We start from the raw sequence: 24,728 nt of genomic DNA on the forward strand, positions 1-24,728 counted from the left end.
GGTTAATAATGAATTCTGCACCATCATCTTCTATCTCGCCATTGGATACATTTATTTTTTCCTCTGTATCAAAGGTTTTTTTCAATAATACATAAATATTCATGACATATCCTCCTATCTTAATCTTAATAAGCATTTTTACAGACAATTTTTTAATTCTAAATTGCAATCAATGCTTTGCTTCCTCTTATAAAAAGATAATAGCTACCTCCCCGCATAACCCAATTCCAACCAAATTCTCTCCGCCGTCTCCCCCAACTTCTCCAAAATCAATTTCTCTCTTTCCTCGGAATAATCAATTACCGGAATACTTACGCCCAAGGCAGCCACCATTTCACCATCATGGTTATATAATGGATAGGAAAAGCCGACCGTATCTTTAAAATTCTCGGAATAGCTGACTGCATATCCTTTTTCTCTTATTTTCCCTATTTCTTCTCTCAATCTTTCCTTGCTGTTCAGCGTGTTCTCTGTTAGTTTGTTCAACTCCACGTTTTCCAAATAAGCTTCCAAATCTTCATCATTCATGCTGGACAACAGCAATTTAGGTGCTGACCCGGCATACAGGGGAGCTCTTTTACCAACCTTTACGACCAGACGAACCGGCTTGGAACTATCAATGGTTTCGGCATATACTGCCTCGTCTCCTTCCAAAACGGTTATATGAACCAGTTCATCAATTTCTTCATTCAATTTCTTCATGTGCGGCAGGGCGACTTTATTATATTTAAGCTGTTCGCTTACATGTTTTCCAAGCGTTAGCAGCTTAAGCCCCAACCGGTATGTCACATCATGGCTTGACTTTCGCTCTTTTACTAAAAGTCCGGCTTCTTCCAGTGAGGAAGCCAGACGAAATACGGTTGTTTTAGGCAAATTTGCCGCTTCTGATAACTCATTAATGGTCATTTCAGGGTTTTCTATGAAACAATCCAACATTCTGATTGCTTTTACTAGACTCTTACTCATGGTTAACACCCCTATTACATCATGCAATTTGCATATGAATGCTGCGGATTCATTATATCATTTAATAATGGAATGGAAATTGGGGTACTAGTATGACCTTCCAATAAACTGCCTGTTTCAAACAATTAAATTTCAGGATCCGAAAATGATATTTACTTCCTGCCTGCGATTTATACTACCCGGAATGTACCAGTTGAATGAGCAAGCCGATTACTTTCTTCATCAAAAAGATCCGCTTCCACAAGTGCTGTTGAACGGTTTCGGTGAATCACATTCCCTTTTGAATAAACGGTTCCTTTACTCACCGCCTTCAAAAAATGAACATCCATTTCCAATGTTGTCACTTCGTCATAACCGAGAGACCGGGCGGAAAACCCCATCGTTGTATCCAAAATAGTTGCATAAACTCCGCCATGAACGGAATTTTTCACATTCAGAAACCCAGGAATGATCGGCAGTTTAAGATGGACACTTCCCTTTTCCACGGCCTCCAATTCCAACCCGATATATTCCCAAAAATTACTTTATGCAAAGTCATGTATCATTTTCTCCATCTCTTCATTCATTCCTTTAAGAGAGTTCTTCCAAATTCGCAATCGTCGGCAGTTTTTCCCCCTGCACAGCTTTTACCAGATTCGCTGCTACCGTCACGCTCATCTTTTGTGCTGCTTCCTGGCTGATCCCGCCGACGTGTGGTGTTTTTATGATTTTCTCCACATTTAGAAATGGGTGATCTGCAGGTGCCGGTTCTTTGCGGAACACATCTGCTCCCGCAGCATAGAGTTGATTATTTTCCAGTGCTGCCACCAAATCTTCTTCATTAATAATCCCGCCCCTGGCTGTATTGACCAGCACAGCATCCGGCTTCATCATATCAAAGTACGTTTTATCAATAATTCCGGCTGTTTTTTCATTTAAAGGAATGTGCAGGCTGATGACATCACAATTCCGGAAGACATCTTCCATGTTCATGGTAAGTTCTGCCCCGATATCTGCCGCTATTTGTTTTCTTTCTTCCGGTATTCTGCGTACATAGGCGAGTATTTCCATGTTAAAGCCATTTTTCATTATTTTGGCTACTTCCTGGGATATGGATCCAAATCCGATAAGACCGAGTTTTTTACCTTTCAGCTCTTTCGTATATTTCCCATCACGGTAAGCGTAATTTCCTCTTTCCATTTCCTTGTTAAAATTTACGATGTTTTTCATGACAGCAAGAATAAGGCTGACCGCATGTTCAGCTGTGGCGGTCGTATTCACTTTTGGTGCATGAAGTATAGGGATGCCTTTCCTGGTTGCATAATCGACATCAATATTATCCAGCCCGACTCCTGCGCCGGATATGGCCTTCACGCCGTCACATGCATCGAGAATATTTCGGGTAATTCTTGCCGGAGCACGCAGGGTAATCCCGTCTACTTTGTTGTTTTTTAAAAAATCGATAATTTCCTCTTCGTCAAAAGTATTAAATTTGGTTACCTTTGCATTGTCTCTCAGTACTTTTTCCCCGTCCTCATGATACATGGGGAGAATTTGCAAAATATGTATGGAATTCAAATGAATCACACCTCCGTAAATTTTAATAAGAAGAGATGGTGACCTTTGAGTGAATCACCATCTGCATGACCTTGCATTTATTACAGTGTTTTATGAGCCGTTGCCAATCAGTGGTCAAGATATTCAATAATCGTGGAAATACCCTGTCCGCCTCCAATACAAAGGGTAACCAGACCGTATCTTTCTCCTCTTCTTTCCATTTCATGAAGAAGTTTTGTCATCAGGATGGCTCCGGTTGCACCAATCGGATGTCCAAGTGCAATCGCACCGCCATTTACGTTTACTTTGTCAATATCCATTTTTGCTTCTCTGATGACTGCAAGTGACTGAGCAGCAAAAGCTTCATTCAATTCGATCAGGCCCAAATCATCCATGGAAAGATTCGCTTGCTTCAATGCTTTATAGGTGGATTCCACTGGACCGATTCCCATAATTTCTGGTGATACCCCACTCGTAGCCTGTGCAAGAATTCTTGCTTTTGGCTTCAGACCATAATCATCCAATTTTTCCTTATTCATCATGAGTACTACGGAGGCTGCATCATTTCTGCCGCTGGCATTCCCCGGAGTTACGGTACCATTTTCCTTAAATACGGCAGGCAATTTGGCGAGTTTTTCCGGATTTGTAAGGAAAGGATGTTCATCTGTATCGAACGTAATTGTTTTCTTTCGCTCTTTTACTTCATACGGAACGATCTCTTTTTTAAAACGGCCGGCTTTAATGGCATCGTCTGCAAGTGTCTGACTGCGGTGAGCAAATTCATCCTGCTCTTCGCGGGAGATATTGTATTGTTCCGCCAGGTTTTCCGCTGTTAATCCCATGGTGAGATTCCCGTATTTCTCCTGCGGCTGTGAACAAGGCTGGCTCTCCGTGTTCGGGTCCAACAAGACGCCATTCCCTGCGCGATAGCCGAAACGGGCATTCCTTAGATAGTAGGGTGCCGTACTCATGCTTTCCGCTCCGCCGGCAACGACAACATCGGATAAGCCAAGCTTAATTTGCTGGTCTGCATTGTTAATTGCCTGCAGACCGGAACCACACTGGCGGTGCACAGTATACCCGCTCACATCAATCGGCAAATCCGCCCGCAATGCAGCAAGACGCGCCAGGTTGGAAGTATCCGCACTTTGTTTCGCCTGACCAAGAATGACTTCATCCACATTCACATCTGAACCGCCATTTTGTTCCATCAGTTCACGGATTACTTTTTCAGCCAAGTGGTCCACTGTCACATCTTTCAAAGTACCGCCCATTTTTCCGACAGCAGTTCTCACTGAGCCGACTATATATGATTCATTCATGACATAACACTCCTATGTTTTCATTTTGTGGGACAAAGGGACAAATCTTTACGGTGGGACGAGCATTTAGCGTCGTCCCGGGTTTGTTGTCCTGGATTGAACAGAGGGACACTTTACAATAGCTGAGCATTTAACACAGTCCCAGGTTCCGTGTCCCTGAAAGGGGACACGGAACCTGTCCCCTTGTCCCTATTTCATTTCGCGTTTTAATTCGTTGGCGATGATATTTTTCTGGATTTCCGATGTGCCTTCGTAGATTTTTGTAATACGTGCATCCCGATAGTAGCGTTCAATCGGGTAATCCCGCATGTAGCCGATCCCGCCGTGGATCTGTACAGCAAGATCTGCGACTTTATTGTAGACTTCAGATCCGTATAATTTTGCAATGGCTGCATCTTTTACGACCCGCTGTCCCTGATCTGTCATCCAGGCCACTTTATATGTTAAAGCTTCCAGTGCGGCGATTTCTTTGCTGATTTCTGCAAGCATATGCTGAATAGCCTGCATTTCAATGATCGGCTGACCAAATTGCTCGCGCTCTGAAGCATAATCCAGGCAGTGCTCCAGCAGGCGTTTGCTTGAGCCGAGGTTTCTGGCGGCAAGTCCCGCCCGTCCATTGGCAAGGATTTTCAATGCATTCACATACCCGCGTCCTTCTTCTCCAAGCACGTTTTCTGCCGGCACTTCCATGTCTTCAAAGAAAAGCTCTGCGGAATGGGAACCGCGCAGTCCCATTTTGTCTTCCACATTTCCAAGGATGAAGCCGGGGAAATCTTTCTCCACGATAAAAGAAGTAATTCCTTTGGCGCCTTTGGATGGATCGGTAACTGCCATTACAGTAAATACATGGCCATCCACCGCATTTGTGATGTAGTGCTTGGAGCCGTTAATAATGTATTTGTCACCTTTTTTCTCTGCCGTTGTTTTCATATTCGCTGCGTTGGAACCGGCGCTTGGCTCGGTAAGGGCAAAAGATCCAATCCACTCACCTGATGCCATTTTCGGCAGATATTTTTCTTTTTGAGCATCTGTACCGAGCTCCACAATACCGACAGAGCCAATCCCGGTATGTGCACCAATCAGCGTCGTATAGCCGTTATGTGTTTTTCCCAGTTCTTCATAGATCGCACATTTTCCCACCATATCCAGGCCAAGCCCGCCATACTCTTCCGGAATTCCGAGGCTGAAAAGTCCCATTTCCTTGGATTGTTCCACTATTTTTTGCGGGATTTCATTTTTTTCCTCGATTTCCATGGCCACTGCCTCTACTTCTTCCCTTACAAACTTTCTTACATTCTGTCTCAGAAACTCAATATCCTCTGAAAAGTTAAAATCCATGGTGACATCTCCTTATCTGTTTTTAAATTCTGCCTGTCTTTTTTCAAGGAAAGCGGATGTGCCTTCCTGCTTATCCTCTGTTCCGAATGCTACAGCCTGGGAGAGTTTTTCCATCCACATTGCTGTATCTTCATCAATGTCATAGCCTTTATGCACAGCACGCTTGGCTAGCATGACTGCCACAGGTCCTTTTTTCAATATCTTTTCGGCTACTTCCCGTATTTTTTCCTGCAGTTCTTCCGCTTCTTCCACAAAATAGGACACAAGGCCAATCCGTTCCGCTTCTTCTCCGTCCATAAGTTTTCCGGTTAAAATCATATCCAATGCCCTGCCTTTTCCTACCATGCGGGATAGGCGCTGTGTGCCGCCCGCTGCAGGGACAATTCCCAGGTTCAGTTCGGGCAGACCGAACTTGGCTTTTTTCGTTGCCAGACGGATATCACAAGACATTGCCAGTTCGCATCCTCCGCCAAGGGCAAACCCCTGTACCGCTGCTATCGTAACTTTTGTGCAGTTTTCGATTTTGTTATAGAGACCTTGCATTCCGGGTACAAGTGCTTCCAGGGGTTTTCTGTCCTTCAGCTGGCGGATATCGGCACCGGCTGCAAAGGATTTTTCACCGGCCCCCTGGATCACAATCACTTTTACATCATCATTTGCTTCCGCTTCAGTGATCGCCTGATCTATTTCATTCAGCATATTGGCATCAAGTGCATTTCTGGCATCCGGACGATTAAGCGTCAGCCAGAAGATGCCCTGGTCCATTTCAGTTTTTACACTTTCAAAATTATTTCCCATGTTATCCCTCCTGGCTGTATTCATAAAAGCCGCTTCCGGATTTCTTTCCTAAACGGCCGGCTTTGACATATTTAATTAAAAGCGGACATGGCCGGTATTTCTCACCCAATGTTTCATATAAGTACTCCATGTTTCTCAGTCTCGTATCCAGTCCTACAAGGTCGGCAAGCTCCAATGGCCCCATTGGATGATTCAGGCCAAGCTTCATGGCATTGTCAATGTCTTTTGCGGAAGCTACACCTTCCATTAATAGATTCATTGCTTCGTTTCCGATCAGACAGTTCATGCGTGATGTAACAAAACCGGGAAACTCATTTACTTCCACAGTTGTTTTATTAATTTTTGCTGCTGTTTCATGAATGAATTTTACGGTTTCATCGGATGTTTCCAATCCGCGAATTACTTCAATCAGCTTCATCTTATGGACCGGGTTGAAAAAATGCATGGCCACTATCTTTTCAGGTCTGGATGTTTGTGCACCAATTTCAGTTGGACTCATGGTAGATGTATTCGTTGCCAGCACCGTTTCCGGCGGACAAATTTCATCGAGCTGCTTAAATATATCAATCTTCAAATCCATTTTTTCCAGCACTGCCTCAACTGCCAGTTCGGAACCTTCTGCCGCTGTTTTCAGATCTGATTCATATATGAGATTTTTTTTCGCAGTTTGATAGACTTCTTCTTTTAAAAATCCTTTTTCCAAACTCCCCTCAAGCAATGTATCAATATCATTTTTTGCTTTTGCCAGAATATTATCATTCAAATCGTTGACAGCTACTTCATATCCGCCGATGGCAAAAGCATAGGCAATTCCTTTTCCCATCACACCGGAACCTACTACCGTTACTTTACTCATGTCATCACCTTTTCTTTTGTCTGATTTCTTTCCTGTTTATTTTTTTACTGGATCCTTATAGGTAAAAGTCGCCCCCGTTATTTCCTTCAGCGTCTCGATACTCAAATCCGAAAGCTGCTCCACGAGTTCAGCACCGTTTGCCGTGAACTTAAACACAGCATGTTCGGTAACCAGCATATCTGCTCTTCCATTTCCGCTGCTCGGAAAATTTAATTTATCTACAAGCTTTGGTGTGCCGTCTTTTGCCTGGTGCATCGAAGCAATAATAATCCGTTTCGCCCCGGCCACCAAATCCATCGCACCGCCTACGCCTAAAATGTCTTTTCCGGGGATGGCCCAGTTGGCAATTTCTCCATATTGATCTATTTGCAGCGCACCCATGACAGCAACATCGATATGCCCGCCGCGGATCATGACGAATGAATCCGCACTGTCAAATAGAGAAGCACCTTTATCCATGGTGATCGGCTTCTTGCTTGCACTGATCAAATCCATATTAATATCCTCTTCAGCTGGTGTCGGCCCCATGCCGAGCAGCCCATTTTCTGAATGTAAATCCACCTTTTTATCACCGAGATAATCCGGAATTAGCGTTGGAATACCCACTCCCAAATTAATGGAAGCGCCATCCGGCAATTCCTTTGCAATTCGTTTGGCAATTTTAATTCGCTCCTGTTGGGACAACGTATTTACCCCCAATCTTCACATAATTATTCATGACTAGATAATCAACATACACATGTGGTGTCGTAATCTCAAACGGGTCCAGTTCGCCGGCTTCGACAATTTCATCCACTTCGGCGATCACTATTTCCCCTGCTGCGGCCATGGCCGGATTAAAGTTCCTGCCTGTGTGATCATAAATTAAGTTTCCTTTCGTATCCGCTTTCAAAGCTTTGATTAAAGAAACATCCCCTTTTATGGCCCGTTCTAGAATATATGTTTCTCCGTCAAACACCTTTTCTTCTTTTCCTTCCGCAAGCTTTGTACCGGCTGCCGTTTTCGTGTAAAATCCGGCAATCCCTGCACCACCGCATCGGATTCGTTCAGCCAATGTTCCCTGTGGCACCAGTTCAATTTCCAGCTCTCCTTTGGACCATGCTTTGACTGCATCCCTGTTTGAAGTGAAGTAAGAACCAACTGCTTTTTTCAGACATCCTGTATGCAGCAGAATGCCAAGCCCCTTATCTTTCTCACCAAGATTATTGCTCACCACGGTTAAATTCTTTTTATCCAATGCAGCCAGTTCGTCAATCAGGGTGAACGGTGTGCCCGAAAGACCGAACCCGCCGACAAGTAAAGTATCCCCATCTTTTATGTATTTGGTGAGATCCGACCTTTTTATTAGTTTATCCAATGGTTTCCCTCCCTTGTACTCCGTGAATCTTTGAAACTGTGAACCTCTCAACCATTTATGGTATGCACAAAAAATAAGAAGTATCACAATTTGTCATTCCATTTTACGGAATAATTATTCTGTTTTATGTTGGTATTAATTATAGTTCCTGAATTGTAAAAAGTCAATAAATTGTTAAAATGTTTATTATGTTTTGCTCAAATATTACATACTGAAGATGCTGCAAATATTCTCCAGTCAACATGAATCGCTATCCTTTCAGGAGGGGGTGGCACAAGTAAGGTATAGACCTTATCCTTGCTTAAAAACTGTTGGAGATTTATTTGTATATTTTTTTAAAATAATGGAGATATGATTTCCTGTTTCATTGAATCCCAATCACAGGAAATCTTCCATTTGAAATCAAAGATTCAGTGGAGTATAGTTTTTATTGAACATATAAACAAAGGAGATCACTATGAACCAAACAATAGAAACCATACTCAATCACCGCTCCATTCGTAAATTTTCAGATAAAAAACTGACACCGGAGCAAATAGAGATGATCCTTAAATCAGCCCTGCAGGCATCTACCTCCAGCCATGTCATGGCATATACCATTATTGGCATAACCGATGAAAACCTGAAATCAGAACTGCAGGCTATTTCCGGCCACCCACATGTGAAAAATAATGGGCACTTATTTGTATTTTGTGCGGATCTGCAGCGGAATTATCAGCGGACTTCCGGGGAGTAAGAAGAGGCTGTAAAACAGAACATGGAAAGTACGGAACAGTTTATTGTAGCAACAATTGATGCAGCACTTGCTGCACAAAATGCTTCCATTGCTGCTGAATCCATGGGTTTGGGAATCTGCTATATAGGCAGTTTGAGAAATGATATAAAAAGAGTGGATGAATTACTCGAACTTCCGGAGTATGTTGTCCCATTATTCGGGCTGGCAGTCGGACATCCGGAACATCAGCCGGAAATAAAACCGCGTCTGCCGCTGGAGGCAATCTACCATGAAAACACGTATGATCATGACAAGGAGAAACAGAGTAAAGTGGTAAAGGAATTTGATGAATACTTGAAGGATTATTATCAAACCCGCTCTACAAATAAGAAAATATCCACCTGGACAGAGCAGATGGAGAATAAATACAGGGTACCTACACGCATGGATGTAGGGCCATTTGTGAAAAACAAAAAATTAAATTTGCGTTAAACAGTGATTTGAACAGGTAAAGCAGCCCATGAGATGATAGGGCTGCTTTTTTCCTTTAATATTAATTCACTCTGCAAAGCGACTGTCCGCCATTCAGGACCCTGTCCACTTCCTCCGCAATCATCATCGCCGTGCGGGACTGGGCTTCCACCGTCAGTCCGGCAATATGCGGGGAAAGCCGGATGGCTTCTGACCGCAGAAGCGGAGAATCTTTTTGAACGGGCTCTTTTTCAAGTACATCAAGATAGGCACCAGCTATTAGTTTTTCCTCTACGGCTTCTACGAGATCTTCCTCATGGACGATCCCGCCTCTGGCAGAATTAATGACATAAGCATGTGGTTTCATCAGCATCATATTTTCCCGGTTGATCAGGTGCTTCGTTGCCTTGGTCAGCGGAACATGGATGGAAATGAAATCAGATTCCTTCAAGAGTTCCTCCATTTCGACTTGCTTGATCCCGGTTTCCTGGACCACATGATCAAAGGGAGCGACAAAAGGATCATAACCCACGACATTCATGCCAAATGCCTGTGCCCTTTTAGCCACACGATGTGCTATCTCACCCATTCCCACCAGTCCTAAGGTCCGATTGTTCAACTCATAGCCGGTAAAAAATTTCCGGTCCCAATTTCCCTTACGGACATCTGCATCTGCATCCTTTAGTGGCCGCGAAGCATCAAGCATTGCTGCCATCACATACTCCGCAACAGAGGTTGCGTTTGCATTTCTTGCTGAAAGGACAAGAATATTTCGTTCCCTGGCACCTTCCAGATCAATATTATCGACGCCGACACCAAGCCGGCCGATGACCTGTGTCTTTTTTGCCGCATCCAGAAATTCTGTATCTACCTTAGTTTCGTTGCGCACGATAAGGGCGTCGTACCCGGGGAGCAGGGACAACAGTTCTTCCCTTTTCCGGCTCAGCTCCATGTCATAGTCTACGGTATACCCTTTCTCTTTCAGTGCCTCTATCCCGTCTTCCCACATCAGTTCTGTAACGAGAATTTTCATTTTGTTCTCTCCTCTGTAGAATATTCTGGTTATTTATGTATCAATGTTTAATTATACTGTTAGGTTTTCAACTTGACAATATATTTTATTTTGCGTATGAATTTTGACTTTTATTATTATAAAAATAATATATACTGCGGGAAAGAAATTTTCTCAATCAGGCAACGTATGAGCGCGGTTTCTCGTTGTTCGTTTACTCTGAAGCTCAGTCTGACAAGGAATGAATGCATTTATCGTTGTTCGTTTACTGATAGGCTAAATCTGAGAAGGAATGAGCGCATTTTCTCATTGTTCATTCACTGATAAGCACAATCTGGCAATGAATGAACGCATTTTATCGTTGTTCGTCCACTCATAGGCAAAATCAAGCAATGAATAAACTCATTTTATCGTTGTTCGTTCACTCATAAGCTCAATCTGGCAACAAATAAACGCACTTTCTCATTGTTTATCCACTCATAAGTTCAATCAGGCAACGAATAAACACATATTAACGTTGTTCGTTCACTCATAAGCGCAATCTGGCAAGGAATAAACGCGATTTATCGTTGTTCGTTCACTCATAAGCGCAATCTGGCAAAGTATGAGCGCGGTTTATCGTTGTTCGTTCACTGATTAGCTCAATCTGACAACGTATAAACGCATTTTATCGTTGCTCGTTCACTCATAGGCGCAATCTGACAACGAATAAACGCGATTTATCGTTGTTCGTTCACTCATAAGCGCAATCTGGCAAAGTATGAGCGCGGTTTATCGTTGTTCGTTCACTGATTAGCTCAATCTGACAACGTATAAACGCATTTTATCGTTGCTCGTTCACTCATAGGCGCAATCTGACAACGAATAAACGCATTTTTTCATTGCTCGTTCACTGATAAGCGCAATCTGACAACGAATGAACGCATTTTCTCATTGCTCGTTCACTGATAAGCGCAATCAAGCAACGAATGAACATATTTTATCGTTGTTTGTCCACTCATAAGCGCAATCAGGCAATGAATGAACGCATTTTATCGTTGTTCGTCCACTCATAAGCGCACTCTGACAAGGAATAAACGCATTTTATCGTTGCTCGTCCACTCATAAGCGCAATCTGGCAAGGAATAAACGCATTTTATCGTTGTTCGTTCACTGATAAGTCCTGACGTGGTTACGAATAGACAACTTCCCAGGACCACAGGCTTCACCGGGAAATCCAATGATGTATTTCTTTCTCGTCGGTCATTCAGTAGCTGCAAGTTAATAAATGACAAGGGACGATGCTGTGGCACCGCCCCTTGTCATTTATTCTTCTGTATCAATTTCCGCTATGGTTTCCTCAATGATCTGGTTTTGTTCTTCCAGATAATTCGTATATTCCTCATGATTCATGAAATTTACACTAGCCCCAAGAGCAGTGATTTCTTCAATGAACGCTTCATTATTTGCCGTTTCTTCGAGTGCCTCACTCAGTATTTCAATGATTTCCGGATCTGTACCAGAAGGAGCGACATAGCCACGGTTAATTCCCATTGTCATGTCATAGCCTTTTTCCATAAGAGTAGGAACATCCGGCAAATTATCGTTCCTTTCTTCCGTACCTATTGCAATAAATTGCATATGTCCTGCTTCGACAAATTCCGAGGCAGAAGGATAATCTGTCAGCACTGCGTCTACATGTCCCCCGGCGAGTGCCTGAATTGCTTCACCCAGACCTTCGTAACCAACAAGATTGTAGTTAATATCCAGCTTTTGGCCAAGCTGTTCCAGCCATACTCGCGGAATACCGCTTACAGTTCCCCCAAAATTGATTTCATTTTCCTGGCCGTATTCAACAAATTCTTCCAGCGTTTCTATTCCGGTTTCCGTTGACACAGCAATAATATAATCTGATGCCGTCATGGATCCAATCGGTTCAAAGTCATCATAATTAATATCTGTAATACCCGAATGATGAGCTACTAGATGACCATCATGGATTTGACCAATGTGATAACCATTTGCATCTTTTTCCAGTAATTCCTCTGCTCCAATCGTACCGCCTACCCCAGGCACATTTACTACTACGACCGATTCATCGATTGTTTCCTGCGTATACTCTGCAACCGCTCTTCCTTCAATGTCACTGCCGCCGCCTGGATCCCACGGAATAGTCATTTCAATTTCCCTGTCCGGGAAGTTTTCGGCAGAATCAGCATCTCCGCCGCATGCTGCCAGGAACAAGCTTAATGAAACAATTAGCATCCCTAAAATAGTAAGTACTTTATTCTTCCCCACGACTCCCACTCCTCTTCCAGCTAGAATTTTCTGTAATTTTACGTTATAATCTGATATTAATATTATGATATTATATACCATGATTCCCTTTCGGTCAATTGCCAATTAATATAATATAACTCCATTTTGTTATGTTTTAAAAAATAAGTCAAACATTTTGTATGTGTAAAGTGGTGAAAGATCCATGGATGATGCATAAAATTATCTTCAGGAGACTATGAGGTATATGTTAAGTTATATCATTTTCATAGAAAAATATTTATGAATCAAAAACGACGCAGCCATACCAGACTGCGCCTTTTTATATCCAATATATACGTATATCTTACGAATCAAAAACAAGCTAATTCTTTTTAAAATTCCGTGCAATCTCCTCGATCACTGGCCTGCTCTTTCGTGTCGTAAAATCAATCATTACTTTGGAAACCGTAGCAACACATACCTCTTCATCTTTTTCGTTCAGAATTTTTTGTTCAAATACAAAACTGGTATTCCCGAGCTTCTTTGGCCTGGTCATTACACGAAGCTTATCATGGAGCAGTGCTTCTTTTTTATATAAAATATCTATCCGCAATACTGCCGTACCCAGATTCGCTTTATGAAAATCATCATAGGAATATCCTGCATTCTCTATGTACCAGGCCTCTCTGCCATGCTCCAGATAATTCAGGTACACACTATTGTTTACATGGTTTAGTCCATCAATATCTTTTTCACTTACCGTTATATTTTTTACCGTTTGCACCATGTTTTGTACACTCCCTGCCATTGGATATTAGATAAAAGATAATGGAAGAAGCGTATAGTGTCAAGTATCTTTCTGCGGACTAAAGTCTGTCCTCTATCAACTATACAGCAAAAAGCAAACTGATTTAAAACCCAGCCGGATTTGTCATTGATCCCTTAAGGTAAAGGTATATAGTTCCCTATTCTTTAAAAAATAAAAAGGATGAAAACCCGTCCTGCAAAAAACATTCGTCCCTGAACTCGAAAACCACTATCAAACATCCTGCATCGATTCCTGAATAATTTGTATCATATCCTCCATCTGCGCTTTCGTAATGGTGAAAGGTGGTGCGAACGCCAGCGTATCCTGGCCATCGTATACAACAGATCGGCAAATAAGCCCTTTATCCAGTGCTTTTGCCACGATATTCGGACCAATTGGTTCAGTGGATGCAGATGCTTTTTCGAATTCAATGGCACCAAGCAAGCCAAGACCCCGGACATCTTTTACCTTGCTGTTTTGTTCCTTGATCCATTTGAACCCTTCCAGCATTTGTTCTCCTGCTGCTTGAACATTTTCAATCAGGTTTTCCTCTTTAATAATTTCCAGGTTTTTTAGTCCAATCGCCGCTGAAGTCGGATGGCCGCTGTAAGTATAACCATGCCAGAAATTGCCCTCCGTTTTTTCAATAAGCTCCTGGTGGATTTTTTCCGAGACAATCATTCCGCCCAGTGGTGCATAACCGCTGGTGATACCTTTAGCCATCGTGATAATGTCAGGGATTACATCATAATGTTCAATACCGAAGTTTTTACCGGTTCTGCCAAATCCGCAAATGACTTCATCAGAAATAAATAGAATGCCATTTTCATTACAAATTTCCCGCACCTTTTGGAAGTAGCCTTCAGGCGGCATGTTGACACCGCCGGAACCTTGCACAGGTTCGGAAACAAATGCAGCGATCGTATCGGCCCCTTCTTGTTCAATAAAATCTTTTAAACTCTCTATCGAACTGTCCACATAATAAAAGTCCGGTGCAATGGAAGTGGTGAACGTATTAAATTGTTTGATTCCTGTGGCACTTGTTGCACCCATTGCCAGGCCATGGTAAGACAATCTTCTGGAAATGATTTTCTTTTTCTCCGGATGCCCTTTTATTTTCCAGTAATGACGGACGGTTTTAAATGCCGTGTCATTTGCTTCTGACCCGCCGGATGTAAAGAAAGTGGCATTTAAATCGCCTGGTGTCCAGTTGGCGATTTCAGCCGCAAGACGTATAGCCGGCTCATTGCTCCAGTTATTAAAAGCAGAAGTAAATGCCAGTTTATTCATTTGCTCTTTTGCTGCCTCCCCCATTTCTGTTCGTCCGTGACCAATATTTACATTCCACAACGAAGAAAGGCTGTCCATCAATTTTCTTCCCATGATATCCTTCAAATAAATGCCTTCCCCTTCAGTAAAAAGAAATACCGGCCCTTCCTCCTGCAGCTGTTTCATGCTTGATGTGGGATGAATGAAATGCTGTTTGTCCAGTTCTGTTAATACCTTCAATTTATGTTTTTTGTCAGACATTATTTCCGCCTCCCTAATCCGCTCCCAAGCAAGCGTCTTTTATTTGCTCCCTCTATAGGTATGTTTGCATGTCATTTGATATGCAGTCCTCAGCCTCTGGCCACTTTTCATATCCGGAAAAGGACATTCCATACTGGCCCCCCTCAACGACTGATGCCAGTATGGTAAATCTATCAATAAAGAACATGCTAATCCTATTCAGCTGCGCCACACCAATCAACGACCGTTGCAGCAATGATCTTTGCTGCCTGAAAAACTTTCTCTAACTCTATCGCCTCATTCGGAAAATGGGCAAGCCCTGTAATCCCCGGGCCAAATACAACGGATGGTGTATTTCCAACCTGGGATAACAAACCGCCGTCTGTTCCCCAAGGTGATGCTTCCATGGTTGGAACTTCATTTGTTACGGCTTCAAAATTACTGAGCAGTGAATCCATGAGTGGATGTGCTGATTCCATCTCGCCCGGAAGCCATCTCGCACCGAACCATTCCACTTGTACAGGGTGTTCCTTAAACCACGCATCTTTCTCACCTAATAGTTCCATCCATTGCTGCAGTTCCGACTGTACCGCTTCTACTTTCTCATTTGGTGCGATTCCAATTCTGCCCTCCAGTTGGACCAGGTCAGGTACAGAAGATGGCCAGTCCCCTCCTTTGATCAGACCCATATTTATTGGGATGGGAATCGGATTATTTGCATATAAAGGATCCTTTAACCCTTCGTTCCTCTTTGTCTCCAGCTCTTTTATATGCTCGTTAACCAGCAACGCCTTATCAATAGCACTTACACCTTGATATCGTGTACCGCCATGGGCAGTTCTTCCGGGAACTGACAGACGGAACCATTTGGAGCCCTGCTGTTTTGGAAAAATTTTCATATTTGTTGGCTCGGGAATAATTGCGGCATCCGCTGTATACCCTTTCAGAATGGCATCCAATGTGCCTGCTCCGCCACTTTCCTCCTCGATAACACTTTGGAAAATAACATCCCCCTTCAGACGTATGTTCAAGGATTGAAATGCTCCAAGAGCCATCATTAATGCCGTGTTTCCGCCTTTCATATCTGTCGCTCCGCGTCCGTACATTTTTCCGTCCGCCACTTTTCCGCTATACGGTGCATGGTCCCATTGCGCATGGTCCCCTTCAGGTACTACATCGACATGACCATTCAAAATGATCGACTTGCCGCCACCTTTTCCTTTTAAAACACCGACGACATTGGGACTGTTTGTAAATGCTGTACGTGTGGCATTGAAATAAGGATGTTTTTGCAGGCGTTCTCCATCCAAATCCCAAACATCCACCACAAGATTTAATTCATGGAGGAAATCCGCAACCAATGACTGCACCTGCTTTTCATTTCCTTGTGTACTTGGCTGCTGTACCATTTTTTGCAGCAGTTCGATATATTTTTGCTTATTGTCATCTATCCATGTATTGATTGCTGTTTTGATCGGCATCAAACCACTTCCCTTCTTAAAATTATGTACGAAATAATTTATACAATTACAAAGGTATTTTATGTTTCTACTTCACATTTTCAGCAACAGATAGCGCTGCACCTGTTGCTTCTATTACTTCCTCTGCAGTGTAAACATTCAGCAGTTCTGTCAGAAGCAGCCCTTCTGCTGATATCTCTATTACTGCCATATCTGTGATGATTAAATCAACACACTGTTTTGCAGTAAGCGGCAAGGTACACTTTTTTTGATTAATTCAGGCGGATTTCCAATCCCTCCAAATCCCCCGTACATTAATGAGGAACCGCTTTTTATATAGTGGATTGTCTCCGCTATACGCAGGACTTTTATCATAAAATAACCTCCCCTGCCAAGGCCTTTTCCGTTTTATCCAGGCCCCGTTTAAAGCGGCGAATCAATTCATCTGCCTCCCCCTTTGTTATGGTAAGCGGCGGAGCAATGATGACCGCGTCTCCATCTATACCGCGTTTACCCGCATTTGCCGGATACACGAGCAGTCCTTCTGCAAAATTTGCATTAACCACTTTATTCACAAGATTAACCTTCCTTGGAAATGGCTGTTTTGATCGTTTGTTCTTTACAAATTCTATACCAATAAGTAATCCTTTCCCCCGCACATCGCCAATAATCTCACTTGCTTCGGCAATTCTTTCCAGCTTCTCCCGTAAATACGAGCCCTTTTGGGCAGCATTTTCCACGAGTTTATTTTTTTCAATATAATTTAATACGGCAACAGCGACTGCAGCGGATTGCGGATTGGCGCTAAACGTATGCCCGCTCATAATTGAATTTGAACCGTTTAAAATGGGATCCATTACCCTGTCGCTCACAACCGTTGCAGCAATGGGCGTGTATCCGGCACTCAGTCCTTTACCTGTCGCCATGATATCCGGCACAACACGAAAATGCTCCATCGCAAACATTTTTCCGGTTCTTCCGGCACCCGTCATAACTTCATCGGCGATAAATAAAATATTATATTTGTCGCATAATAATTTCATTTTTTGAAAATAGGTTGCCGACGGTGTTATTGCACCTCCTGCAGCGCCAATAATTGGTTCAGCAATAAAAGCTGCGATGCGGTCCGCTCCGATCTTCAGAATCTCTTTCTCTAATTCTGCAGCATAGGCTTCATCACATTGTTCTATTGTTTTGCCATTTGCATCCCGGTAATAGTAAGGTGCTGAAATAGCAGGATATTTTTGCAGGGTCATTTCAAAACGCTCTCTGCGGGAAAGATGACCGGACATGGATAAAGCACCCATTGTAATGCCATGATAGCTCATCCAGCGGGATATGATTTTGGTTTTCTCATGCTGCCTTTTCTCCTGCCAGTACTGGATGGCAATTTTCATGGCAGTTTCTGTTGCTTCCGAACCGCTATTTACGAAAAAAGACCAATTTAACTCTCCCGGTGACAGTTCTTTCAATTTTTTTGCCAGTTTTTCCGCTGCCTCCGTGGAAAATTGAGAACGGTAGACAAATGAAACCTTATCTGCCTGCTCCTTCATTGCCTCTGTTATTTCCTTTACACTATGTCCAATGCTTGCTGTTACTGCACCGGATGATCCGTCAATATATTCTTTGCCCTTTGTATCGTATAAATAAATTCCTTTGCCATGGGTAACCACAGGATATTCCCGGTTCAACACAGGTTTGATTAAATATGAATCACTCATTTAACCCCCTCCAATCTCAACTTGCTATGTATTATTATTAAAAATTTCTGTATAATAAAATTATAGCAAATACAGCTTCCGTATCTATTCGACGAACTTTCAAAAAAGCGATCTGATTTTTATACAAGATGTATAAGGAACTTACGCAGCTTTTGCACGGGTCAGAATACACAGGGATAGAAACCGGTAAATTTAAGGGATTGCCTTCCACATTGCATTATGTTCTTTACACATATCCTTTGAGGGAGTGAGAAAAATAGCGATTACAGTAAGAAGCGCTCTGCAGCTGCCAATCATGAAGAATACCAAGTTAGCGGCCGGACAGCACGGGCTTGACAATCAAATAAAATGGGTAACCATTGTAGAAGTGCTTGAAGATATTCAAAGACTGCAAAAAGGGGAATTTTTAATTACAACAGGGTTTAAATTGCTGGAAGATGAAGATAGAATGGATGTTTTCCATGACCTGCTGAAATCAAATTTTCTCTCGGGCGTTGCCATTTATACAAGCTTCTATATGGAGAAAATCCCTCAAAGTTTTATAGAACTTGCAGATGCGGGTGATTTGCCAATAATCGAAATTCCAACAGACATTAATTTTTCCGAAATAACAAAAGCGATCCTCGAGCAAATCGTGAATAATCAAATGTATTTACTGGAACAGTCGGAAAAAATTCATCGGGAATTGACTGATTTAATTTTAAATGACCAAAGCCTGCAGGAGGTTACGGAGCGACTGGGGCAATTGACTGCTTCTGAAACAGTTATCTTCAATGCCCATCATGATATCATTCATGCCAACGATGTGCAGCAAAACAACGTTGTAATTTCCTCCAGCAGGATCACCATCAATCAGCATGAATCCGATCTAACCAATTATTTAAACTTGAGCGTAAAGACAGAAACAAAAACCCTTTTTTCCCTGGACAATTACGTCATTACGATTCATCCCATTCTTGCCAAGCGAACCAGCTTTGGCTGGATTGTGATGATCAAGCCAAAAGCTGCGTGGCAAAAATTGGACGACATTGCCATGGAGCGGGCAACATCCATTTATGCAATGGAATTTTTGAAACAAGCCGCCATTGAAGAAACACGGTTACGCATTCAGAGTAATTTTCTCGATGATATTTTCCATCAAAATTATGGGAATGAAAATATCATTAAGGAACGTGCACGAAAGCTCAATTATGATCTTTCTGTAAATCAGACTGTATTTCACGTAACATGTAAACAATCCGAGAAAATGAATACAAAGATAATGGACAGACTCTACTATATTACGGAACAAATGCTCACCCAAAAAAATAAGCAGCATATCATACAAAGGAAATTTCATTCGCTTATTTTTTTAACCAATGTGGCCGGCGAAACAAAGAAAAATAAATACAGGCATTGTATTTCCCTGGCTGAGGAATTGCACAAAGAATGGAAATATCATTTCCCCGAGGTCGATATGATAGTCGGGATTGGGAAAGACTATAACCAAATAGAGCTGTTGGGAAAAAGTGCAAATGAGGCACAATATGCCATTGAATTAAGCGATTTAATCAGCCCCGCATCACAGGTGGTACATTATGGGGATCTTGGCATGTATGACTTGCTTTTGGAAATGAAAAGAAACGGAATACATTTACAATCCATGTATGAAAGCAGTATGAACGGGCTGTTGAGGCAATCCGCGAAAGAAATTGATTTAATAGAAACCATGGAGATGTATTTTAAAAATAATCAGAGCATCCGGCAGACGGCGGAGGAATTATTTATTCATCGTCATACATTAAGATACAGGCTCAATCAGATCGAAGCGAAAACAGGGCTAAATCTTAAATCAGCTGACGATCGACTGAAGCTGGAATTAAGTGTGATGGCGTATAAATTGGATGAAATATTAACATGATGGGGGAGGCTGAGACAGAACGCTGGGTAAAAATAGAAAAGACAAACAATCTATCATATTAGCTCCGGAAATATACATAGACTCCATTGAGAGCAAAGGCATCGGTAAGACCGTTAAAGACGAGTCACCATGGCGAAAGCGGAGTATACTTCCGGAGCGGGTTTTAAGCTTAGTGTATAAGGATGTGCGGGTTTCTGTTTTCTAAAATTGTTTTGTCCCAGCCGCTTTTTTCACAACACTTTACTCAAAAACTCCTTCGTTCTTTCCTCTTTTGCCTGATCAAATATTTGCTCAGGAGGTCCGACTTCTGCAATTTTTCCTTTATCCAGAAAGGCGACACGGTCGGCCACTTCACGGGCAAACCCCATTTCGTGCGTAACGATCACCATCGTCATTCCTTCTTCAGCAAGCTCCTTCATGACACCGAGCACCTCTCCCACAAGTTCGGGATCAAGCCCTGATGTCGGTTCATCAAACAACATAATCTTCGGCTTCATGGCAAGCGCCCTTGCGATTGCTACCCGCTGCTGCTGACCGCCGGATAATGTATTTGGATAAACATGTACTTTGTCAGACATTCCCACCTTTTCCAGATACTCCTTTCCCAGCTTGACAGCTTCTTCTTTCTTTAGTTTTTTTACATACACAGGTGCTTCAATGACATTTTCCATTACAGTCATATGCGGAAACAGATTAAAATGCTGAAACACCATCCCGGTACGGGTGCGGATTTTATTCAAATCATCCTGTTTTACATCAATCTCTTTTCCTTCCAGTGAAATCTGTCCGCTCTGCTTCATTTCCAGGAAATTCAGGCACCGCAGTAATGTGCTTTTGCCAGAGCCGCTCGCCCCGATCAGGCAGACCACTTCACTTTCATGCACTTCCAGATCCACATCTTTCAGTACATGCAGCTTGCCGAAATACTTGTTTAACTTTTTCACCTCAATCATCTTTTTTGTATTACTCATGTTTCACACCTCTTTCACTTCTGGCTAAATAGCGTTCCACCCGGTTGACAATAAAGGTTAATATGAGCACAAGAACTAAATAATATATTCCGACAATGACATACGATTCCATCGCCATACCTGTAGATGATTGAATTCTTTGCGCCCGGTTGAACAGTTCCTGAAACCCGATAAACGCTACGAGAGAAGAATCTTTCAGGGCAATGATAAATTGATTGCCAAGTGGCGGGATAGCACGTCTTAATGCCTGAGGCAGCACAATTCTGCGCATGGACAGGGTATAATTCATGCCAAGGCTCCGTGCTGCTTCGGACTGGCCGCGATCCACCGACTGGATGGAACCCCTGAAAATTTCCGCAATATAAGCACCATTATGTACACCCAAAGCAATCCCGCCGGATAAAAACCTCCCGAGATCAATAAATTGCACCAGACCAAAGTATAAGACGAAAATCTGTACAACCAGTGGTGTGCCGCGAATAATATTAATATATAAATCCGCAATAAATATTAATATTTTATACTTGGAAACTTTCATAAAGGCAAATATTAAGCCGATAATCACGCCAATGACAATCCCCAGCAATGTAATTTGTATCGTTGCAAATATAGCGTCATAATATCCTGGCAATGTTTCTGTAAACAATTCCCAAAAGGACATGAACAAACCTCCCTGAAGCCGTTGTTGAAATAGAAAGGGCTGGGACATAACTAAAGTAATTTATTCTAAATACGAACGATGAACTAAATTAGCGGAGGAAATATACGTAGACTCCTGCGGGAAGCAGGAGATCGGTGAGACCCCACAGGGCGTCAGCCCGAGGAGGCTCACCACTCCCCCGCGGAAAGCGAAGTATATTTCCGGAGCGGGTTATAGGTGCTGATTATTATTGTTCGGATTTTACCTTGATAAAAATACTTTTGTCTCAGCCTCCGCCTGTATTATTCCAGAATGTTTTCCCCGAACCATTTTTGGCTGATTTCATCATATGTCCCATTTTCGATGACTACTTCCAGCGCCCGGTTTATTTCATCCAGTAATTCCTGATTTCCTTTCCTTACCGCGGCCCCAATATGTTCATCAAAAACCCGGTCACCTACGGCTTTTACAGGAAGATCCTGCTCCTCGATTTGCAGAAGTCCGACAAACTTATCCGTCATGACCGCATCCAGTCTATCTGTCCCGGCCGCCAAATCCGTAATGGCTACGTTATCGCTTTGATAGGTTGCCAGATTGTCTTCATCAATGTATTCAAGCACCAGATCTTCATAAGTACTTGCTGTGATCACACCGACATTCCTGCCGACTAGGTCATCCATGCTTTCAATATCATCCGTATCTTCATGAACAAATATAACCCCGCCGGATACATAATAAGGTTCTGAAAAATCAACTGCTTCTGCCCGTTCTTCCGTAATCGTCAAACTGCCCATAATGACATCAAGGCGGTCACTATTCACCTCTTCAATCAGCGCTCCAAAATCCTGGGTAAAAACCGGGTTCGGCTCCAGTCCCATTTCCTCGGCAATCGCATTTCCGAGATCCACTTCAAACCCGGCCATTTCACCGTCCAATTCTTCATAGTTAAATGGCTTGTATAACCCGCTGGAACCAAAAGTCAATTTTCCTTCTTCCGTTGTAGTTACCGTGGCAGCATCCCCTGTTTCTGCATCGGTGGATGCCTCTTCACCGCCACCACAGGCTGTTAATATAATTAAAAAAATAATAGTGATCGGGAAATAAAATCGTTTTCTTTTAGCCATGTTATTAACCCCTTTTTACATATTTAAAAATGTATACATATTCCTTAGTGGAACAGACCAATTTACATTAAGTATGGAAAGGAAAAAACACCTCCTGTTAAATGGTGCTGCCCGCCGAGCAGTCCTCACATAAACAGCGTGTTAAAACGCTTACAATATTTGTGTTTAAACCATCATAAAGTGACTAAGTCGTTAAACTTCTGTTCCCTGCTGATCTTTTTACCGTAAAGCAAGCTGTCCGGCAATAACTCCAGTACAATTATTACTTTGATTAGGAATATTAAGATAACTATACATAAAGCAAGTGTACGTGTCAATGTTCCATATAAAAAATTCCCTTTATTCCGAAACTTAATAAACATTTTACCAGTACCAGGGCTGCTTTTCATTATCCAATTTATTATATTGCAGCTGGTTTTTTTGTACGAAATGTATAAAAGAAATTTTAAATGAAATTTTATAAGAGCGGTAATTGCTTCAGGTGCAATCCAAGTTTTGCAGAGCTAAATTGCAGGTGTCTTTTTATTTATAAAAGGAGTGCTGATCATGACTGACAATAAGTCGAGCGAAGGTAAGAAAACAATAAGTGCTGGTACAGTGATATTTATTGCTGACGTTTCCGATGCACTCAAAGTATTAAAAGCAGTACAACACGAAGCAAGGAAAGCTACTACTGCATTGAAAGAACTTGAAGAGCAGCAGAATAAGAATATGTCTTCTCCGAGACAATTGCCCGTTAAACCTAGAAGGAACGTCTACATTAGGTCATGATAAGTAATGACCAGAACAGTGTCTATTTTTAGTATTGCATAAACCTTCCAATTGAATCATAATAAACCTATACATAGGTATAGGGGGAATAATGATGAAAAAGCTTTTCATCCTGTTTTTAGCTGTCTTATTTTTAGCAGCTTGCGGATCCGATGAAGAAGATACTGAAGCAGTTACAGAAAAAGAGCCTGAACAGGAAATTGAAGAAGAAGTTGAAAAAGAAACTGAAGAAGAAGTTGAAGAAGAAGTTGAAGAAGAAACTCAAGAAGAGGAAAAAACAACTGAAGAAACAACAAAAGAAGCTGCAACTGAAGAAGAATCAGAAGAGCCGGTTGAAGAAGAAACCTCTTGGGATGATGTGAAAAATATGAATAACATAGTAGGCAATAGCAATAAAGACTTCACTGAGCTAACTGACAGCAGTCCTTCAGAGGTAAGAAACGACAACACTGGGAATTGGAGATATATAACCATATCCGAAAATGTGGACATGGAAGAATATGCATTGTCTTATGAAGAATTACACATGAATGAAGATGAGGTACATTTTATTATTAATTTTAATTATAATACAACTACGATGCTTAACAATCTAGATGGCCTTTTGTATCTAGATGTGTATGAATACGAAGACGGTGAAGAACACGATGCATCAACCCTGGCAAGTGGGGTATTTCTAAAGAGCTATGCCGTATATCCTGATGGGGACATAGAAGAAGTGGAATAAAATAACACCAACATTAAGACACTACTTAAAAGTAGGTGTCTTTTTTAATGGTGATAAACATAAGTCAACAGGTAAGTGACACAGGCTTCTATCAAACAAAAGAATGGCGTGCCTGCAGGAATGGATACTACAATCACATGCACGGACGAGAGGTGTGAATCTCCAGGCAACATAGCCCATCATACAATTTATTTAACTCTTGCAAACTATACTGATCCAAAAATATCTTTGAACTGGGATTATTTAGAGTTATTATGTGGGGACTGTGACAACAAAGAGGCATAAGACAGAGAGTGCGACGGTTGATGGGCTGGAGTTTAATGAGAATGGGGAATTGGTGCCAGTAGGCAGCCCCCTATTTCTAAATTGACTGACAACTCACCGTAACCGTCCGCCCCAGTTTCAATTTAAAAATTAAGTCACCTATGCTATGACTGCATAACTTTTATAAGGGGGGACCCCTGATTTTTTCCTAATTGACTTCTGTA

23 protein-coding genes and 2 pseudogenes are annotated in these 24,728 nt (G+C 42.1%); 4 read left to right on the top strand and 21 right to left on the bottom strand.

Features of this window, described 5'->3' with window-relative positions; genetic code table 11:
* The 10 genes and pseudogenes from GHD25_RS19925 to GHD25_RS08045 form a co-directional block, all read right to left on the bottom strand.
* Positions 1–103, bottom strand: a pseudogene (locus GHD25_RS19925) (electron transfer flavoprotein subunit beta); the annotation flags it as partial.
* 101 nt (positions 104–204) lie between these two features.
* A complete protein-coding gene (locus GHD25_RS08005; protein WP_164215863.1) occupies positions 205–966 on the bottom strand; it encodes an IclR family transcriptional regulator in 762 nt (253 codons plus the stop codon).
* Positions 967–1,136: 170 nt separating this feature from the next.
* Entirely contained in the window at positions 1,137–1,472 is a 336-nt protein-coding gene (locus GHD25_RS08010) for a PaaI family thioesterase (protein WP_276207811.1), read from the bottom strand.
* Positions 1,473–1,536: 64 nt separating this feature from the next.
* A complete protein-coding gene (locus tag GHD25_RS08015; RefSeq protein ID WP_164215865.1) occupies positions 1,537–2,523 on the bottom strand; it encodes a hydroxyacid dehydrogenase in 987 nt (328 codons plus the stop codon).
* 107 nt (positions 2,524–2,630) lie between these two features.
* Entirely contained in the window at positions 2,631–3,824 is a 1,194-nt protein-coding gene (locus GHD25_RS08020) for a thiolase family protein (protein WP_164215866.1), read from the bottom strand.
* Positions 3,825–4,013: 189 nt separating this feature from the next.
* Positions 4,014–5,162: an acyl-CoA dehydrogenase family protein gene (locus GHD25_RS08025; protein ID WP_164215867.1), complete on the bottom strand. Its 1,149-nt coding sequence runs from the start codon at positions 5,160–5,162 to the stop codon at positions 4,014–4,016.
* 12 nt (positions 5,163–5,174) lie between these two features.
* The gene (locus GHD25_RS08030) at positions 5,175–5,960 is read right to left on the bottom strand and encodes an enoyl-CoA hydratase/isomerase family protein (RefSeq protein WP_164215868.1); all 786 of its coding nucleotides are present in this window, start codon (positions 5,958–5,960) and stop codon (positions 5,175–5,177) included.
* 1 nt (position 5,961) lies between these two features.
* Positions 5,962–6,816: a 3-hydroxyacyl-CoA dehydrogenase NAD-binding domain-containing protein gene (locus GHD25_RS08035; RefSeq protein ID WP_164215869.1), complete on the bottom strand. Its 855-nt coding sequence runs from the start codon at positions 6,814–6,816 to the stop codon at positions 5,962–5,964.
* Between the two features lie 36 nt (positions 6,817–6,852).
* Positions 6,853–7,500 (bottom strand): 3-oxoacid CoA-transferase subunit B, encoded by a 648-nt coding sequence (locus GHD25_RS08040; protein WP_164215870.1) that lies wholly within the window; start codon positions 7,498–7,500, stop codon positions 6,853–6,855.
* Positions 7,478–8,173 (bottom strand): CoA transferase subunit A, encoded by a 696-nt coding sequence (locus GHD25_RS08045; RefSeq protein ID WP_164215871.1) that lies wholly within the window; start codon positions 8,171–8,173, stop codon positions 7,478–7,480. The genes GHD25_RS08040 and GHD25_RS08045 overlap by 23 nt, the downstream gene beginning before the upstream one ends.
* 457 nt (positions 8,174–8,630) lie before the next feature.
* Here GHD25_RS08045 and nfsA point away from each other — a divergent pair.
* Positions 8,631–9,380: pseudogene (gene nfsA / locus GHD25_RS20385) on the top strand (oxygen-insensitive NADPH nitroreductase).
* A gap of 61 nt (positions 9,381–9,441) precedes the next feature.
* Here the strand turns inward: nfsA and GHD25_RS08055 are convergent.
* The 8 genes from GHD25_RS08055 to GHD25_RS08085 form a co-directional block, all read right to left on the bottom strand.
* A complete protein-coding gene (locus GHD25_RS08055; RefSeq protein WP_164215872.1) occupies positions 9,442–10,392 on the bottom strand; it encodes a hydroxyacid dehydrogenase in 951 nt (316 codons plus the stop codon).
* 1,284 nt (positions 10,393–11,676) lie between these two features.
* On the bottom strand, positions 11,677–12,648 hold the full coding sequence (locus GHD25_RS08060) for a Bug family tripartite tricarboxylate transporter substrate binding protein (RefSeq protein WP_164215873.1): 972 nt from the start codon (positions 12,646–12,648) through the stop codon (positions 11,677–11,679).
* 343 nt (positions 12,649–12,991) lie between these two features.
* Positions 12,992–13,396: an acyl-CoA thioesterase gene (locus GHD25_RS08065; protein WP_164215874.1), complete on the bottom strand. Its 405-nt coding sequence runs from the start codon at positions 13,394–13,396 to the stop codon at positions 12,992–12,994.
* A gap of 252 nt (positions 13,397–13,648) precedes the next feature.
* Positions 13,649–14,947: an aminotransferase family protein gene (locus GHD25_RS08070; RefSeq protein WP_164215875.1), complete on the bottom strand. Its 1,299-nt coding sequence runs from the start codon at positions 14,945–14,947 to the stop codon at positions 13,649–13,651.
* 194 nt (positions 14,948–15,141) lie between these two features.
* On the bottom strand, positions 15,142–16,407 hold the full coding sequence (locus tag GHD25_RS08075; protein WP_164215876.1) for a peptidase: 1,266 nt from the start codon (positions 16,405–16,407) through the stop codon (positions 15,142–15,144).
* Positions 16,408–16,474: 67 nt separating this feature from the next.
* Entirely contained in the window at positions 16,475–16,597 is a 123-nt protein-coding gene (locus GHD25_RS19930; RefSeq protein WP_276207808.1) for a hypothetical protein, read from the bottom strand.
* Between the two features lie 11 nt (positions 16,598–16,608).
* The gene (locus GHD25_RS20155; RefSeq protein ID WP_164215877.1) at positions 16,609–16,761 is read right to left on the bottom strand and encodes a CoA-transferase; all 153 of its coding nucleotides are present in this window, start codon (positions 16,759–16,761) and stop codon (positions 16,609–16,611) included.
* Positions 16,758–18,107 (bottom strand): aspartate aminotransferase family protein, encoded by a 1,350-nt coding sequence (locus tag GHD25_RS08085; RefSeq protein WP_164215878.1) that lies wholly within the window; start codon positions 18,105–18,107, stop codon positions 16,758–16,760. The genes GHD25_RS20155 and GHD25_RS08085 overlap by 4 nt, the downstream gene beginning before the upstream one ends.
* Positions 18,108–18,354: 247 nt before the next feature.
* Here GHD25_RS08085 and GHD25_RS08090 point away from each other — a divergent pair, with 247 nt between their 5' ends.
* Positions 18,355–20,007 carry a PucR family transcriptional regulator gene (locus GHD25_RS08090; RefSeq protein WP_276207809.1) on the top strand — a complete coding sequence of 551 codons (1,653 nt, stop codon included), beginning with the start codon at positions 18,355–18,357 and terminating at the stop codon, positions 20,005–20,007.
* A 230-nt stretch (positions 20,008–20,237) separates the two neighbouring features.
* Here the strand turns inward: GHD25_RS08090 and GHD25_RS08095 are convergent, their stop codons facing one another.
* The 3 genes from GHD25_RS08095 to GHD25_RS08105 form a co-directional block, all read right to left on the bottom strand.
* A complete protein-coding gene (locus GHD25_RS08095; protein ID WP_276207810.1) occupies positions 20,238–20,978 on the bottom strand; it encodes an amino acid ABC transporter ATP-binding protein in 741 nt (246 codons plus the stop codon).
* Positions 20,971–21,639: an amino acid ABC transporter permease gene (locus GHD25_RS08100; RefSeq protein WP_164215880.1), complete on the bottom strand. Its 669-nt coding sequence runs from the start codon at positions 21,637–21,639 to the stop codon at positions 20,971–20,973. The genes GHD25_RS08095 and GHD25_RS08100 overlap by 8 nt, the downstream gene beginning before the upstream one ends.
* A 281-nt stretch (positions 21,640–21,920) precedes the next feature.
* Positions 21,921–22,742 (bottom strand): transporter substrate-binding domain-containing protein, encoded by an 822-nt coding sequence (locus GHD25_RS08105; RefSeq protein ID WP_164215881.1) that lies wholly within the window; start codon positions 22,740–22,742, stop codon positions 21,921–21,923.
* Between the two features lie 546 nt (positions 22,743–23,288).
* Between GHD25_RS08105 and GHD25_RS08110 the strand changes: the two genes are divergently transcribed.
* Both GHD25_RS08110 and GHD25_RS08115 read left to right on the top strand, forming a co-directional pair.
* Positions 23,289–23,513: a hypothetical protein gene (locus GHD25_RS08110; RefSeq protein WP_164215882.1), complete on the top strand. Its 225-nt coding sequence runs from the start codon at positions 23,289–23,291 to the stop codon at positions 23,511–23,513.
* Between the two features lie 94 nt (positions 23,514–23,607).
* Positions 23,608–24,240, top strand: coding sequence for a putative periplasmic lipoprotein (locus GHD25_RS08115; protein WP_164215883.1), 633 nt, complete (start codon positions 23,608–23,610; stop codon positions 24,238–24,240).
* The last annotated feature ends 488 nt before the right edge of the window (positions 24,241–24,728 follow it).

Source organism: Virgibacillus aidingensis (assembly GCF_010994035.1).
Lineage (GTDB): Bacteria > Bacillota > Bacilli > Bacillales > Amphibacillaceae > Virgibacillus_N.